Source organism: Micromonospora sp. WMMD558 (genome assembly GCF_049315255.1).
Taxonomy (GTDB): domain Bacteria; phylum Actinomycetota; class Actinomycetes; order Mycobacteriales; family Micromonosporaceae; genus Micromonospora.
The window spans coordinates 5977534-5993930 of sequence record NZ_CP186061.1; the positions used below are offsets into that span (position 1 = coordinate 5977534).

A 16397-nucleotide genomic window follows, 5' to 3' on the forward strand; every position below is an offset into this window, starting at 1 on the left:
TCTCACAGAAGATGCGGGTAATTCGTTCTATAATATTGCATGATGCCCTTGATCTGCGGGTTGAAGTGGCTGGCATCCCCGTAGACATCTTGTCCGATCTTCCGAAGGTCCCAGAGATCTTTCGCGAGAACCTCTCGGAAGCTCAGGCCTGCGTCGAGCCGCTTGGTCTTCCTGCCCTTGGAACCATACGTTCTAGTCAGGAGGTGGTCTGCATGCGACATCATTACGGCCGCATGATCACGGTGGGGAAGGTGAGCCAAAGCAGTTTGTGGAATGTGATTGGGTGTAAGTCCATCACCAGATCGGGCCCTATCTTCCAGGTCGCCGAAACGGCCTACTTCGCCTTCCTCGACTGCCATGCGCGGAGGTGCCCCATTCGCACAGCGGCAAGATGTCGCGTGATCTGGATCTGAGCCTCCGCAGTTGTGTACGAGGACCGGCTGGTCACCGGCCATCACATAGTACGTGTGGATGTCGTCGACGGTGAGGTCACGCATCACCTTGGAGCCGGTGAAGTTGCGGACCGCGGTGACGTATTGGATCTGTCCGTCGGGGCCGATCAGGGTGGATTCGCCGGGGACCAGGTCGGCCGCGTCGATCCAGGTGCCGGTGGTGGCGTCCCAGAATGGGTGGTGGGCTGTGGTCTTGAGGACCGTCGTGGTCGGTCCGCGTGTGCTGCGGTCGCCGTTGCCCTCGTTCACGGGCTTTCTGTCCGCCGTGGTGTCGGCGGGCTGGTCGGAGACGGTGACATCCGTCAGTTCCAGATCACGGTTGGCATGCAGCACGGTGACCTGACGGGCACCGTCTTGCCCGGTGGCCGGGTCGGTGGCCCGGACCTCGTCACCGATGGTGACTTCGGAGATCGCCCGCGTGGTGCCGTCAGCCATCAGGATTCGGGTGTCCGGGTCGAAGCTGTGCCGAGGCGCGCAGGAGGCGAGGTCCGCCGGGTCTTGCTTTGCATTGTCCGAGGCGGTGACGTCGTGTTGCTCCTCGGCGCGCCGGTTCTCCTTTCTGGGTTCCTTGTTCGTTGGCTCCGGCTTTTTCGGTTTGACTTGCTTGGTCGGCGCCTTTTCCTTCTTCGGTGCGGTCTGCGGCTTCTCCGGCTTTGCCTGTTTCGACGGCTTCGGCTTTGGCTTGGGTTTCGGTTTCGGTTTGGGCTTCTTCTTCGCGGCGGGTTTCTTTTTCTTCTTCGGTGGTTTCGGTTTCTTGGGCACCTTTTTCATTACATCGTTGAGCAGCTTTCGGCCGGCGTTGATCGCATCGTATGCGCGCCGCATCGTCGTCTGGGCACCGTCGATGATCCGCTTCCACAACCGGTAACCCTCAAACGCCCGTTCCGCGGCCTTGTACAACGACCGGCCCACCTTGAGCGCCTTGATCGGACCCAACGCGTTGGATGCCAGATCGACGCAGTCCCAGAGGCTGCCACCCAGACAGCCCTGCAACGCGTTGTAGCCGATCATGTCGAGCAGCATGCCGACGCCGACCTGGAGCAGAATGTCCAGCAGTGAGACCTGGCCTTCCCGCTGCGCCCGCTGGAACTCGGCCTCCTGCTGCGCGATCTGCGCCCCAGCGGCCTGCATGTCGCGGTCGCGTTGTTCCATCGCATCGTTGTAGACATCCATCGCGGCCTGGTAGCGGCGCAGTGCGCAGGCGTAGTCGTATTCGCCGCACTTGCCATCCACCGCGTTACCGGTGGTGTCGGTATTCGACAGCGGATCGCCTTCGGCATATGCAAAGCGGTTAGCCGAACCCGACGTCGGGGTCGGACTGTTGTCAGCGGTGTCGCGGGTGTCGAACGCGCCGGTCTGCGGGTCGTACCACCGCGACCACATGTTGACCTTGCCGGTGGTCTGATCCGTCCATTCCTGCTGGAAGCCCAACTTGCCGACCATGCCGGTAGCGGAGAGCACCTTGCCCCACGGGTCATAGGACACCGAACCGGTCAACGCGGTACCGGTGTCGGTGAACTCGCCGACCACGTCGGTGTGGGCGTCGGTCCACGCGTAGCGTCTCGCGCTCCCGGAAGTTACCGCCACCAGGCTGTCTGCGACGTCGCGGACGTAGACGGTGCTGCCGTCGGCGGCGACGTCGTTGCCGAGACCGGTGTAGCTCATCCCGGCCTGCAGCATCCGGCCCAGGCCGTCGTAGCTGTAACTCGTCGATCCCCCGGTCTTGGTGCCCTGCACCGTCACCTGGTTGAACGCATCGGTCTGCGTGACGACCGTCTGTCCACCGCTGGTGGTCGACTGCAGGGTTCCGCGTGGCGTGTACTGGTAGGTCGTACCCGAGGAGTCGGAGACCAGCTGGTTGCGCTGGTCGTAGGTGAACGTCGTGGTTCCGGCCTGGACGCGGTTGCCGGACTTGTCGTAGGCGTACACCACCGGGGTGGTGCCGTTGTCCCACAGGGTCAGCCGGTTGGCCAGGTCATACTCGTATGTGTTGGTTGACGCCCCGGTAAACCCGGTGGTCGTCTTCTTCGTCAGGCTGTCGTTCAGGTTCCACTCATAATTGATCTTGGCGATCGTGGTGCCGGACGTATTCTTCAGCGTGTCCGAGGTCAGCTGCTGCAGATCGTTGTAGCCGAACGTCCGGACCGTACCGGGATAGTTGATCTTCTCCACCCGCGACATGACGTCGTAGCCGTACGTCATGTTCACGCCCGCGGTCGCGTTCTCGACCTTCAGCGGCCGGCCTGCCGTGTCGTAACTGTAGGACGTCGTGCCGGCGGCGTCGGCCCGTGAGGTCAGCGCACCGTCACCGTTGTAGGTGTACGAGGAGTTCCCGGAGACACCACTGATCGAGGTGACCAGACCCCGATCGTCGTAGGCGATCTGGTTCGTCCCGGCGGAACCGGCGAACGACGCCATCCGGCCGGCCTTGTCATAGGTGAAGGTCTTGTCCGTGGTCGTGGCCTGCGCGCCGGTACCGGAACTCTTGAGCAGGCGCCCCATCGCGTCGTACTCGGAGGTGACCGTCACCCCACCCGGCGAGTCCAGCCGTGTCAGGCGGCCGCCCTTGTCGTATGTCATGGTGAAGGTGCGGTCGGCCGTGTTCGGCGTCGACGTCGTAGCTGGCTCGATCTGCGACTCGGGCAGACCCCACGCGTTGTACGTGGTCACGAACTTGTTGCCCCGGCCGTCGGTGAACCGGGTCTGCCGGCCGTTCAGGTCGTAACCGAACTCTGTCGTGATCGTCTGCGACGGGCCGATCGACTCACGTTGCGTCACCAACTGCCCGAGCGTGTCGTACGCGAACGTCTTCGTGGCCTTACGGGCATCGGTGAGCGCGACCGGGTTGCCGGAGACATCGAAACGCTGCGACTCGTTGCGCAGCAACACCCCGGCTGCCGAGTAGTCCGACGCGCTGAACTGCCGGCCGGCGAAGTCGTAGGCGGCCGTGGAGTAGGTGCCGTCCGGTGCGGTCGTGCGGATCACCCGGCCGGCACCGTCATAGGTCATCGTCGTGACCTGGCCCGCCCCGTCGGTGATCCGGGTGGGCTGGCCGACACTGTTGTACTCGGATCTGGTCACGACCTTCGTCGGCGAGGTCACCGAGGTCGGCCACGGGCTGCCGCTGTCGTACCGGTACTCGGTGGTGTACGCGGCGCCGGTCTGGCGTACGGCGGAGGTGCTGGTCAGCGTACGGCCGAGGTAGTCGAACGTCGATGACGCCTTCGCACCGTTCGGGTCGGTGTGCGACAGCAGGTTGCCCAGCAGGTCGTACTCGTACGTGGTGACACCCTGGTCCGGGGCAACGATCTCGGTGTTTCGTCCCAGCAGGTCGTACTTGTATTCGGTCCTCGCCCCGAGCGGGTCGGTACTGAACCGGATCTGGCCAACCTCGTCGTACTCGACCGTCGTCTTCGCCGTCAGCGTCGTCTGTGACGGCTCAGGCGTGGTGTAGGCAGGCGATTCCTGTTCGACCATCCGGCCGAGCGCGTCGTAACGGTTGATCGTGACGTTGCCGTACGAGTCCTGCTGCTCGGTGACCTCACCGAAGGTGTTGAAACCGACCCGGCTCTCCGCCACCGCGGTGACTGGGGCACCTTCGCCGAGCACCGTGCTCACCGGCGGGCTCGTGGTCACCACGCCCCTGCCGGCTTCGTCGTTGAGGATGTAGCTGGTCTGCCCATTGGGACCGGTCACCGAGGTGACCGAGCCGCTGGTGTCCAGACCGTAGGTGGTGCGGCTGACCTGCGCGGTCGCCGCGGGCGCCGTTCCGGCCAGCAGCTGGCCGACCTCGGCCGACGTCAAAGCCTGCTGGTAGGACTGGACGTCGTCGATGAGACCGGCGAACAGTCCGGATCCGGCCGTCTGGGCGCCGACACGCAGGTCGGTGGCCTGGTTGTTGAAGTGTTCCGTGGTCGAGAGTGACCCCTTGACCACGCCGTCGACATACAGCGAAGCGGTGCTGGCGCCGCCGGGCGTGGTGGCCGGCGTGACCACGACCGCCAGGTGCTGCCAGGCTGAGGTGGCGGACCCGATGGTGGAGTTGCTGGACTGGAACCCGACCGTGCCGTCCGCTCGGCGGACTGCCATGGTCAGCCGCCAGGAGTTGGCGGCCTTGTCGTAATAGAGTTTCAGCGCCGAGTTGTTGAGATCGCCTCCCATGACCAGGACATGCCGGTCGGCGCTGGTGTCCGTCAGCTTGGCCCAGGCCGCCACGGTGAACGCCCGGGTGGTGTCCACCGGCGCCTGACCGACGATCGATCCGGCGGTGCTGCCGGTGAACGACGCCGAGCCACCACGGTCGGTCGACCAGGCAACGGTGCCGTCGACCGTGCCGGTGTTGTTGCCGGCAGCGTCCGCGGTCGTGGCGCCGCCGGTCTGGTCGAGCTTCCAGCGCGTCGTCGGTGTCAACCCGTCGGCGAGGAAGGTGGTCTGCTGACGGGCCCGGCCGAGCCTGTCGTACGCGGTGTCGGAGCGGCCGAGCGTGGTGGTGCCATTGGACAGCGTGGTGCTGACGACGTCGTCCTCGACCGAGTACTCGTAGCTGGTGATGCGTTTGGTCGTACCGTTGGTGTCGGTCACCTCCGCGGTCGCGGTCAGGGTTCGGCCCGCGGCGTCGTAGGTGCCGGTGGACTTGGACCGGCCGTTGTTGGTGACCTGCGCGACCTTCTGACCTGCGGCGTTGTACGTGTTGTCTTCCATCACGTACGACGCGCCTGTGCTCGGGTCCTTGCGGACCACCGTGCGCGGCAGGTTGTTGTCGGTGTAGGTGTACTCGGTGACCCAGCCCATGGCGTCCGTCTCCGACGCCAGCCGGCCGGCCGGGTCGTAGGCCAGCGACCGCATCGTCAAGTCTCTCGCCGTACCACCTTCGGGTGGAGTCCAGTTCTTCACCACGGTCTTGAGTTCGTTACCGACCGCGTCGAAGGTGGTCTCGACGGTGCTGCCGTCGGCGTTGATCTCCTTGGTCAGGCGCCCGTACGCGTCGTAGCGGAACTCGGTGGTCTTGTTCGTCGCGTCGGTCTGGGAAATCCGTCGGCCGAAGGTGTCGTAGCCGTAGCTGAGCGTTCGGGAAGCGTCGCCGCCGGTGGTGTCCGCAGCTGTTTCGGAGGTCAGCGACCCGTCGACGTTGTAGACCAGCGTCGTCACCGGGCTGTGCTTCGCGCTGGTGACCGCGTTGGTGACCGCGGGGTCGGCCACCGTCACGACCCGGTCCAGGCGGTCGTAGGTGTAGGTGGTGGTCGGTCCGACGTTGCCGTTGACGACCTCGATCTCCTTGGTGGTGCGGCCGAGTCCGTCGTATTCGTACCGGGTGATCGCACCGGCCGGGTCGGTCTGCTCGGCGATGTCACCGTTGGCGTAGTAGAGGATCCGCTGGAGGCTGCCGTCGGGCTTGGTCACCTTCCACGGCAGGCCAGCCGGTGCTGTTGCGGTGCCGTAGCCGCCGCCGGCGGGACCGGCCGTGGTGCCGTCGGTGTAGGTGATTGTCGTGCGGCGGCCGAGCGCGTCGGTTTCGCTGGTCCGGTTGCCGTTCGCGTCGTAGGTGTACGTGGTCAGGTACGTGCTGTCGGTCGCCGAGGTGGAACCTTGCCCGCGGACCTCCATCAGCCGGTCGTTGAGGCTGTTCGGCGGCGGGTTGGCGTCGGTGGCGTTCGGGTAGTAGCTCGAGTACGCCGTCGAGCACAGATTCGCCGACCGGTCCTGGCAGGTCGTGACCGCTACGACGTTGCCACGCGCGTCGTGCTCGTTGATCGTCATGTTGCCGTTGGGATCGGTGACCGTCCGTAGCTGGCCTTTGCCGCTGTAGCCGTACCGGGTGGTGTTGCCCAACGCGTTGACGTCGGCGACCTTGCGCCCGTACATCAGGTCGTTGGTCGTCGCCGTGATGGAGTCGTCCGGGCCCTGCACCCGGTACTCGACCTCGCCCGTGGGTGCCGACTTCACGGCGTTACGTGCCTTGAACTGGTACGACGCCTGCGATTGGTCGATCACGGACTGGTAGAACGCGACCTCGGCGAGGCTACCGCTGAAGTAGTTCGTTCCGCCGTCGACGCCCCAGAAGTTGCCGCCGACGACAGAGCCGATTTTGGCGGAGCCCAGCGAGTAACGCGATGTTCCCGGCGTGAGCTTCGTGGGGCCGGTCGACGACTGTGCTACGGCCCCGTCGACGTAGAGCGTCTGCGTGGTGCCGTCGGTGGTCAGCACCGCGTGGTGCCATTTACCGTCGTTGACCGCCGTCTTGCTGGCCAGCGAGGGACGCCACCCCAGTCCGGTGAGTTGGTTGCAGTCGTACAGCTGAAGATTCGTGCCGTCGACCGTGGACGAGCCCGGTAGGTAGAGACACCGGGACGAACCCACGTTGCGCAGCATCCCGCCGTCGGCCCGCCATTTGTGGGCGGCTTTGCTCGGGACACAGTCCCAGATCTCGACCGGCGTGCCGTTGGCCGTGCCGTCGCTCTGCGGGACCATGCACTTGCCGAACGCTTGAATCGTGAAGGTGCTGTTGGTGGTGTCGGTGGGGACCAGTGACCAGTTTTGGGCGGCGGTGCCGTTACACGTGTAGGACTGGATGTCGGTGCCGTTGGTGGTGGTGCTGCTGGTGAGATCGACGCACTTGCCGGCCGCGCTGACCGCGTTGATCGGGCCGGTCGGTGTCGTTGACGGCGACAGCGCGCGCAGTTTGCCGTCCGAAGTGATCCACATCGTTGGCACGTCGTACTGACCGACAGGGCTGGGTGTGTTGGGGCTCGGTCCGAGCAGCACGCTGCGGGAGGCGCTGGTGTTGAACCACATCGACACCGAGCTGGTCGTGGCCGGCGTCATCTCGGAGGGCAGAGCCACGAACGAGCTGGCGCCGTCGAACAACGCCGCCGAGCCGTGCTCCTTGCCGAACGGGCCGTCCACCACGTTCAGGTCGACACTGTTGAAGGTGGCGTCACCACCGTTGACCTCGTTGGCCGCTTGCTGGTGTCCCGCGGGATCGGCCAAGCGCCAGTAATTCGACGGTGCGCCACCGAGCACCGCGCTCTCGTACACCTTGGTGGAGCCCATGAGTACGGGGGCTCGCGGCTTCCACACACCGCCGTTGCCGTCGGTCAGCTGAGTCACCCGGCCGGTGTCGCCGTCATAGACGATGGCGGCGGCGGTGCCGCCCGAGGGACGCGATGCCTTGGTCATCGGCTTGACGGCCGCGTTGGCATTCTTCAGTGTTTCGACCACTGGCCGTTCCAGGGCCGAGTCGAAGTACGCCACTTCGGCGATCGACCCGGTGAACCGCTCGATCCGGCCCTGATTCGACACGTCGTCGTAGTGCGGCTGGTTGGGCCAGCCGCCGCCGAGGAAACCCTTGCCGAGGTAGGAACTCTTCGGGCTCATGTCCTGCACGGTCACGTCGTTCTCGGAGTCGACCCGCTCCCCGTCGACGAACAGCTCCTGCCGGTTGCCAGAGGCCGACAACACCACGTGGTGCCATTGACCGTCGGCCACCACCTTGTTTTCGGACACCATCGGGTCGTGCTTGCCATAGGGGAACAGCTGATACAGCGGCCGGTTGTTGCTGCACGTCCAGATGTGCATCGGGGCGCCGCTCGCCATGCCCTCGGACTCCAGGCACAGACCGGAGTTGACGTTGACGATCTGGCCGTCTACCTGAACGTCCCACGTCTGGTTGCCCTGTGTGATGTCGCAGGCGCCCGCGACCAGATCGCTGCCGTTGGTGAAGCCGTGGTCTTCGGTGTCCAGGCACCTGCTGACCCCGCCGGTGGTGACCTTCAGCATCCCGTCCAGCGTCCAGGTGAAGTTCTGGTTGGCCCCACCCGTGCAATTGGTCAGCGTGACGGCCGCGCCGTTGGTGCTGGACACGGTCAGGCACTGACCGTTGCCCGAGGACTGCAGCGGGCCGATCAAGGTGCCCTTCTGTGGCGCCTTCGGGAAGCCGCCCCTCAGTTTGCCGTTCGAGTCGATGTACAGCGTCGGGTTGTAGGCCCGGTAGGTGCTGGTCGCGGTCGAGGTGACGTCCTCCATCGACTGGCCGTAAAGGACACCGGCGCCGTCGCTGAGGGTGGTCTTGAACCACATACTGATAGCCTGGTTCGTGGCGTCGCCAGCCAGCTTCAACGGCAGCTGAACCTGTGACGTCGTACCGTTGAAGCCGGCCGCCGTGGCGGTCGATCCGGCGAGCGGGCCGGGCTGGCCCAGCGTCACGTCGGTGTACGTGCCGCCGTCGGTGCCCCCGTTCTCCAGCACCGAACTCTGAGCCGTGTTCCGGCCGACCGGCTCGTTCAACCGCCAATATGAGTACGGCCGTACGTTGGCGACCGCGGTCGGATACACCGACCGCGAGGTGGCGTAGTCGTAGGTGTGGCAGGCTGTCGCACTTGTCGGCGGGCACACCGCGGTCAGCGCGCCAGCGGTGTAGGTGTACGTCCACGTATTCGCGGTACTCGCGTCACCGGCCACCGCCGCGTTCGTGGTTACCGAGGCCACCCGCGGTGGCGACGTGGCCGTCCATTGGAAGTTCAGCGTGCGGCCGGACGCGGCGAGGATACGCGAGACGAGGTTGGCGCTGGTGTAGGTGAAGGTGTGGGCGAGACCGGCGCTGTCCTTGATCGTGGAGATCCCGAACTTGCCGTCGGCGAGCGTGCGCCCGAACTCGTAGGTCGTACCGCTCTTCTCGATGAGCCGATACCCGCCGGCGTCGAGCTTGCTCAAGGTGGCGGATCGACCCGCGGGCGAGGAGAACGTGTTGTCGGCGTTACGGCCGAACGTTGTCTCGCGGCCGTCCGGGTGGGTTACGGTCACGGTGTTGACCGCAGTGCTGCTCCCGACGGTCGCCGTCTTCTCCATGGCCTGGGCATCGAGCACGCTCGACCAGCCCACGCCGAAAGCCTGATCGGTGCGCGGGTCGATGCTGTTGTATGAGCGGGCGATCTCCAGGGGCGGCCCGACCGTGGTGACCGTCGCGTCCCGGGCAGTGGATGTGTAGTTGCCGATGACTGGATCGAAACCCTGCCCGGTGTTCTGCGACAACCCGGACGTGACCGGCGGCTGCGGCACCGGTGTGGTGAGTAGCTGCTTCACCAGATATTTGGCGTTGGAGGTTAGGCCGTCCTCGACCTCGACGGTCCAGTAGTAGTTCTCCCCCCACACCAGGGTCCCGGCCGGAACCGTCCACGACTTCTTTGTGATCAAGGACGAGGTCGCGATCTGCGTCTTCGCGTCCTTGGCATAGACGACGAACCGGTACCGCATCGACTTGGGCCAGTTGTCCGGGTCGACTGCGTCGGCCACCAGTTCCGGCCGCAGCGTCGCCACCGACGCCCCGTACGCCGGGTACTGCTCGTTGACCTGGGGGTCTACGTTGTAGTCGTAGGTCAGCGACAGGTACGGGGCGTACGTGCCGCCAGCGGCGTCCTTGGAGGTGAACCGCTTCCAGCCGGCCGAATCGGTCTCCGAGGCGGTCAACGCCAGACCGAAGTTCGCCACGGTGCCGCTGGTCCAGCCGTTGAACGTCTTTACCGGCAGCGACACCGCCCGCCACGCGCCCACCGACCGGTCACCGGCGGTGTTCCCGCACGCCGGTGAGTTGTCCGAGATTGTCCACGAGCCGATTGGTGTCGTGTAATCAGGAGCGTTCGACAATGCGCCGTTCCCGATCTTGTCCCGGTCCCAGGGCTCAAGGACACGGTGCACAGAGATGGGGAGGTGACTGGTGCAGTCGTACGACCAAGTGTGGTAAGCGACCAGCCTCGCCGAGCGGATCTGCGCCCCCATGAGGCCATCGCCGTTGAGGTTGTCGAAGTGCAGGAACGACCGGGCCTTGGTCGTGCCACCGTTGAACGTACCCACGGGCAGGTTGTCGCCGTCGTAGTGGTCGGCCGTCGAGGGGTCGTTGTCGACGTACGCGTCCCTGCTGATACTGGTCGATTCGGGATAGCTCACCGACGGGTCGATCCGCACCGGATACTGCCGAGCCGGATCGTTGAGCCACGTCGCGTCGGCGGTCACCTTCAGCGCCGGCGCACCATCGACGGTCACCAGCTGGTAGTCCACACTTGCCGACTGCGCCGGCGCACCCGACTTCGCGTCGACCCTCGAGTCCTGCATGTGGCCGGCCGGCACCCGGAGCGCGACCTTGCCGTCGGCGCCAAGCAGGTCGACCGAACCGTCGGCCTTTTCCTTCGCGGTCAGCCCTTCCAGCTTCAACGGAAACAGCCACTCGTTGCCGGCCGCCGGGGAGTCAATGATAATCGTCTCTTTTAGGCCGTTCTTGGTGATCTGCACCTCGAGGTCGGTGCCCGGCAGGATGTCGCGGTAGGTCGCCTTCGACTGCTCCACGACCGCGGGGACCTCCGCCGCGCCCGCAAGGTCGTAGGCGAACTTCTGACCGGCCGGGGTCGTCACCGACGCCAACGCCTCTTCAGCTGACGCGACCCGCGCCGGTGACACCGTCCCCGGCTCGTTCGAACCCGTCGCCGCGAGGGTCACGCCGACCGAGTTGGCACCTGCCTCGATCCGATCGCCTCGTTTGGTCAGCGTCGTTTCGATCGGATGGTACGTGCCGTCGGCCGCCCGGTAGTTGATCCGCTCCTCATGGATCTGCCGGGTGATCGAACCGTCCTCGTTAAGGAACTCGTCGTAGGTAGCCGTCGAACGCTCCGGCAGGCGTTTGCTGGTCTTCTCGTTGAAGCTCGTCTCGTCACCGGGCTTCTTGGGCGTTTTGAACGCCTTCGACGCCGGGTTCGTCGGCAACGCCGGATCGACGACGCCCTTGCCTCGGTCCGGCGCCTTTCCTGCGCCGCCATCAACGGTCGTCACTGCGCTCGACACGTAATGGTTGACGTCGGCGGCACCACCAGCCCACCTCTGGACCGGCAACCCCGTGACGGCAGCCAGTGCGGGCGCCTGTCGCAACGTGGAGAGCAGACCCGACAACGGCCACCCGCCGTCCGCCGGGATCACCTCCGGCGGCACGCCCAGCGACAAACCCACGGTTAGCGCGGTCACGACAGCGATACGCCGCCTCATAGTGAGCCCCGTCCTCACGGCTGATGCAAAGGTGCCGCGGCAGCATGCCCTAAGATCATCACTGTTAGCAAGATCTTGATTACGGGCGAAGACGTGCGTACCCTCTCTCGGTGTCGAAAAAGCCGAGGCCACAACGTTTGCAGCGGAGCAAGCCACACCGCTCCGTGATTCCACAGGGGCAAATCGTCACGTTCTTCGCGGCGGGCCGGCGCCGCTGGATCGCTTTGGGCTCGGCTGTCACCGTCGTCGCGGGGCTGACCACCTGGGCCCTCTGGCCGGACCCCCCGCGCCAGCGCGAATATCTCGATGCGACCGCCTGCCTGCTCACCGATGAGTCCGGCGTGACGGCCGAGCCGGCGGCCACGATCTGGACCGCCCTGCAGGACACCTCAGCCGTCAGCCGGGTACGGGCTCAGTACCTCCCGGTCAACGGACCGCAGACCACCGTGAACGCCACCGTCTACCTCAACACGTTGGTGGGCCGCCGCTGCGGCGCCGTCATTGCGGTCGGACAAGCTCAGGTCGACGCCACCGCCGACGTCGCCGGCAAGCACCCCGAGGTGCGATTCATGGTCGTAGGGACGAACACGAACACCCCAGGCGTACGGGCCCTCGACCCCGCGTCACCGGACACCTTGCGAGCACAGCTGAACGCGCTTCTCAAGACCCTCGCCAACAACGCGGCTTGATGCGCGCGGGGTTGCCCCCGCGTCGCCGATCTTCGCTAGAGTGCGGTCGGCTACCGCTCGTTTGGGTCAGCGGTACAGGTGGGAGGAACCCCGTGACATCCAAGCTTCCGACACCGGCATTCCTGCTCACCCGGCCGACCCGGCGCGGCGTGCTGACCGCCGGTCTGGCGGGGGTAGGCATGCTGGCCGCGGGGATCACGGGCCATGCGCGGGCCGCGCACGCCGCCCCGCCCGGGCTGCGCACCCTCGGGCGTACCGGCGAGCGACTCCCGGCGATCGGGCTCGCCCTCACCAGCCTCGGTGGGCGACCCGCGCAGCGCTCCTACCTGCGCAATCTCGTGAAGGCGTACTGGGAAGCCGGCGGCCGGGTGATCGACACCTCTGGCCTGTCCGGTGACTCTGAGCTCGCCTTCTACGAGGTCGCCACCGGCCTCGGCATCGCCGGCAAGATGTTCCTGACCCAGCCACTTCGCGGTGACGATCGTCAGCTCCGGGCGGCAACAGCGCGACTGCGGCGCGAGCAGATCGACCTGCTGCACGTAGGCGACTTGGCCGACACCGAGGCCGCCGTACCCCTGCTGCGGCGGTGGAAGACGGCCGGGACGATCCGGTACGTCGGCGTCGGTCACCAGGACACGCGGTACTATCCGGCCGTCGAGATCTTGATGCGCAACGCGGGCGTCGACGTCGTCCAGGTTCGCTACTCGATCCTCACCCGGACGGCCGAGGAGCACATCCTGCCGCTCGCCGCAGAGCGAGGCATCGGCGTCATCGTCACCATGCCGACCGAGGAAAGCCGGCTGCACCAGATGGTCGCGGGTAGTCCGGTGCCCGGCTGGGCGGCCGATTTCGGTGCGACTACGTGGACGCAGTTCTTCCTGAAGTACGTGCTGGCCCATCCGGCCGTCACGGTCGCCCTGCCGCCCGCGGGCAGCCCGGAGCAGGTCACCGAGAACATGCGGGCGCTGCAAGGCCCCCTGCCCGACGAGGGGCAGAAGGCCCGCATGATCGACTACCTGGCTGCGACGGTCTAGGTGTTCTGTCCATGGACGTTGGTGACGTGTCCGGGATCTTGAAGGGATGAGGACCTCCCGAGTAGGTGCGAAGCTACCAGACAGCCGCACCTGACCCAAGGGAGGTCCTCGTGCCCCACCGTAATGCCCCGTTGTCGGAGACCGGCAGGCTGCGTCTGGCCCGCTGTGTGGTGGACGATGGCTGGCCGCTGCGGCGGGCTGCGGAGCGGTTCCAGGTCAGCCCGACCACGGCGAAGCGGTGGGCGGACCGTTACCGCGCCCAGGGGCCGGCGGGGATGGTCGACCGGTCCAGCCGCCCACTGCGCTCACCACGACGCACGCCGGCGCCGGTGGAGCGCAAGGTGCTGCACCTGCGGGCGAAGCGGCGGTGGGGACCCGCACGGATCGCCGGCCGGCTCGGCTTGGCCGCGTCGACGTGTCATGCGGTGCTGGCCCGAGCCGGGGTGGCGCGGCTGGCGCACCTGAACCGGGCCACCGGACGACCGGTGCGCCGCTACGAACACGCCGCCCCCGGCGATCTGGTCCACGTCGACGTGAAGAAGCTGGGCAACATCCCCGACGGTGGTGGCTGGCGCACCCGAGGACGCCAGCAGGGCAAACGCAACCGCGCCGCCACCGCCGGCGTCACCCGCAACCACCGGCGGGCACCCGTCATCGGCTACAGCTACCTGCACACCGCCATCGACGACCACTCCCGGCTGGCCTACACCGAGATCCTCACCGACGAAACCCGCGAGACCGCGGTCGCGTTCTGGCACCGCGCCCACGCCTGGTTCACCAGCTGCGGCATCACCGTGCGACGGGTGCTCACCGACAACGGCGCCGCCTACAAGTCCCACCTCTGGCGCGACCCCCTGGCCACCGCCGGCATCACGATCAAGAAGACCCGCCCCTACCGGCCACAGACCAACGGCAAGGTCGAACGCTTCCACCGCACCCTCACCGAGGAATGGGCCTACGCCAAGCCGTACTCCTCAGAAACCGCCCGACGCGCGGCCTTGCCCGACTGGCTCCACGCCTACAACCATCACCGCGCCCACACCGCACTCGGCGGACACCCACCCGCCAGCCGCGTCCCCAACCTCACCGGGCAGAACATCTAGGTAGCTGGTGTTATTAACGGCGGTTGACCGGGTCCCGGTCGGGAGGTGCGGCGCAGTGGCCTATTTGATGACCTCGCCGACCGGCAGGACGGTCATACCGCGGGCGTTGATGGCCCGCATGATGGCCGCGAAGTCGTCCCGGTGGCACTCGGCGCTGTTCGTCGGCGCGGTGTCGATGACGCGGTGGAAACAGAGGATCAGCCAGCCGCCGGACTGCTGGGCGCGGTCGAGCAGACCACCCGGGCCGGCCAGGTTGGCCGGGTTCGACAGGCCGTTGGCGAACGAGCTGATGCCGGTCAGCGACCGGAGCCGGTAGGGCATCGGCGGCGGAGTGATCTCGCGGTTGTCCTCGGCGATGATCGAGCGGCCGGTGCCGAAGTAGCGGGCCACGATCGACTCGACGCTGATCCCGTCCGTCGTCTTGCCGAACCGGCCGCCAGGGTAGGCGAACGAGTCGCCGTGGAAGCCGTTTTCGACCAGCCAGGCCCGCAGATTGGCGGCGTCGGTGTCCACCTCGTCCGCGGTCACGCCGTCGTATCGCTTCTCGTGGATGAGGCCCCGGTGGCTGTGTCCGGCGACCTCCCAGCCCGAGAGGTCCTGCGCCGCCCGCAATTGGGCCGTGGTGTACTTCGCGGTGGTGCCGATCTGGTCGGCGATCGTGTACGTGGTGCCGCGGTAGCCATACGTGTCCATCGCCGGTCGCCCGTTGTCGAAGACGTCCGCCCACGAGTCGTCGAACGTGATCGACACCAGGCCCTCGGAGTAGCTCACACTCGTGTCGTCGACGAGCTCGACGGACTGGAGCCGGACGTTCACCGGGCCGGTGCCGGCATCGATCACCTGGAACCTCAGGTCGGTGAACCCCGTGGTGGTCGACGGCACCCGCGAGGACGACAGGCTGAAGGCGCCGCTGGCCGACTGGACGTCGCCCCACTGCAGGGTGACCATGACCCACTCGCCGGTCTGCACCCAGTTCTGGGTGCCCGTGTGCGTATGCACCCGCCACTTGAAGCTGTTGGCGAGGCTGGCCGTGCCCACGTAGAAGCTGATCCAGCGCAGCTTGGAGACGTCGGAGACCTTGAACAACAGGCGGATCGCCTTGCCGGTCAGGTCGAGCGCCGGCGCCGCGAGCCGCTGAACGTTGGCCTGGTCGACGCCCGCGCCGTTCGCGGTGGCATGTCCCGCCGTGGTGATCGAGACCGACTGGGTGCCGCGCACGAACTCGCTGGTGTCGTCGAGGTTCGACGACCCCACGTTGCCGCCGGCGATGCTCCACCCGTGGCCCGCCTGAAAGTTCTGCGTCCACTTGGCCGGGGCCCACGCGGGGACCGATCTAGGCGCGATGATCGGATTTGACAACGGTCCTCCACATTCAGCGGGATGTCGGTAGCGGGCGAAATCCGCGACGAGCAGGTCGGCAATCGGCGCCACGTTACCTGACGATCTTGCAATCCGATACGGTCCCGCCTGGCAAAGATCGACCGGGTTCGGCGCCCAGGTAGCCTGGTTGATCATGTTGGCGCTTCAGGCCATTGCAGGTTGGTGAAGTCACGGACGGGCGTGCCCGCCCGTCTTTGCGGACGTGTCGGCGTTGGCGATGGTACGGATGCTCGCGCCGAGGTGCTTTGCGAAGTGATCGCGCTTTAACCGGTACCGCTTCCAAATCTCGGTCACCGGTTCCTCGAACAGCCTGCCCAACGGTTCGAGCAGGTCCTGTGCGTCGTAAACCGACCACGCGGACGCCTTGCCGATTACCTCGACCAGGATCATGTGGCCTTCGGTCTGCGGCGTCCAGGCAGTCACGCGCAGCGTGGGCTGCCAGTCGTGTACCGCCCGCGGCCCGGCCAGCCGGTCGAAGGTCTGCTCGGCCTGGGCCGGGCGTGTCCAACCTGCTCGGCCAGCTGCCAACACGTCTTGATCTCAAGATCGGACAGCAGCGCCGTCACGAACCCTGCCGCCGCACGACGCGGCGGCTTCACCCGCCCAAACCGGTCCGCGACGCAACCCAGCACCGCGGCCAGCACCCGCTCCCACCGAGCAACGGTTGTGCTGTGGCCCGCACCCCACCCCGCCCCAGCAGCAAGATCTCAAACA

6 protein-coding genes and 1 pseudogene are annotated in these 16397 nt (G+C 66.5%); 3 read left to right on the forward strand and 4 right to left on the reverse strand.

The window, feature by feature from the left end; translation table 11 throughout:
- Positions 1-2: 2 nt before the first annotated feature.
- Positions 3-11441 (reverse strand): LamG-like jellyroll fold domain-containing protein, encoded by an 11439-nt coding sequence (locus ACN26Y_RS28325; RefSeq protein ID WP_422733836.1) that lies wholly within the window; start codon positions 11439-11441, stop codon positions 3-5.
- A gap of 146 nt (positions 11442-11587) precedes the next feature.
- Between ACN26Y_RS28325 and ACN26Y_RS28330 the strand changes: the two genes are divergently transcribed.
- The 3 genes from ACN26Y_RS28330 to ACN26Y_RS28340 all read left to right on the forward strand — a co-directional run bounded on the left by ACN26Y_RS28330 (position 11588) and on the right by ACN26Y_RS28340 (position 14303).
- Positions 11588-12166 (forward strand): hypothetical protein, encoded by a 579-nt coding sequence (locus ACN26Y_RS28330; protein WP_422733837.1) that lies wholly within the window; start codon positions 11588-11590, stop codon positions 12164-12166.
- Between the two features lie 92 nt (positions 12167-12258).
- The gene (locus ACN26Y_RS28335) at positions 12259-13200 is read left to right on the forward strand and encodes an aldo/keto reductase (protein ID WP_422733838.1); all 942 of its coding nucleotides are present in this window, start codon (positions 12259-12261) and stop codon (positions 13198-13200) included.
- A 110-nt stretch (positions 13201-13310) separates the two neighbouring features.
- Positions 13311-14303, forward strand: coding sequence for an IS481 family transposase (locus ACN26Y_RS28340; RefSeq protein ID WP_422733839.1), 993 nt, complete (start codon positions 13311-13313; stop codon positions 14301-14303).
- A gap of 60 nt (positions 14304-14363) precedes the next feature.
- Here ACN26Y_RS28340 and ACN26Y_RS28345 read toward each other — a convergent pair whose 3' ends face one another.
- From ACN26Y_RS28345 to ACN26Y_RS28355, 3 genes and pseudogenes are all read right to left on the reverse strand, one after another.
- Positions 14364-15818: a polysaccharide deacetylase family protein gene (locus ACN26Y_RS28345; protein WP_422733840.1), complete on the reverse strand. Its 1455-nt coding sequence runs from the start codon at positions 15816-15818 to the stop codon at positions 14364-14366.
- A 33-nt stretch (positions 15819-15851) separates the two neighbouring features.
- On the reverse strand, positions 15852-16214 hold the full coding sequence (locus ACN26Y_RS28350; RefSeq protein ID WP_422735005.1) for a hypothetical protein: 363 nt from the start codon (positions 16212-16214) through the stop codon (positions 15852-15854).
- Positions 16175-16312, reverse strand: a pseudogene (locus tag ACN26Y_RS28355) (IS701 family transposase); the annotation flags it as partial. The pseudogene ACN26Y_RS28355 and the gene ACN26Y_RS28350, both read right to left, overlap by 40 nt.
- Positions 16313-16397: the final 85 nt, after the last annotated feature.

Bases quoted from the DNA above. Each gene is read 5' to 3' on its own strand.
- ACN26Y_RS28345 (WP_422733840.1), bottom strand. From the start codon at position 15,818: ATGATCAACCAGGCTACCTGGGCGCCGAACCCGGTCGATCTTTGCCAG.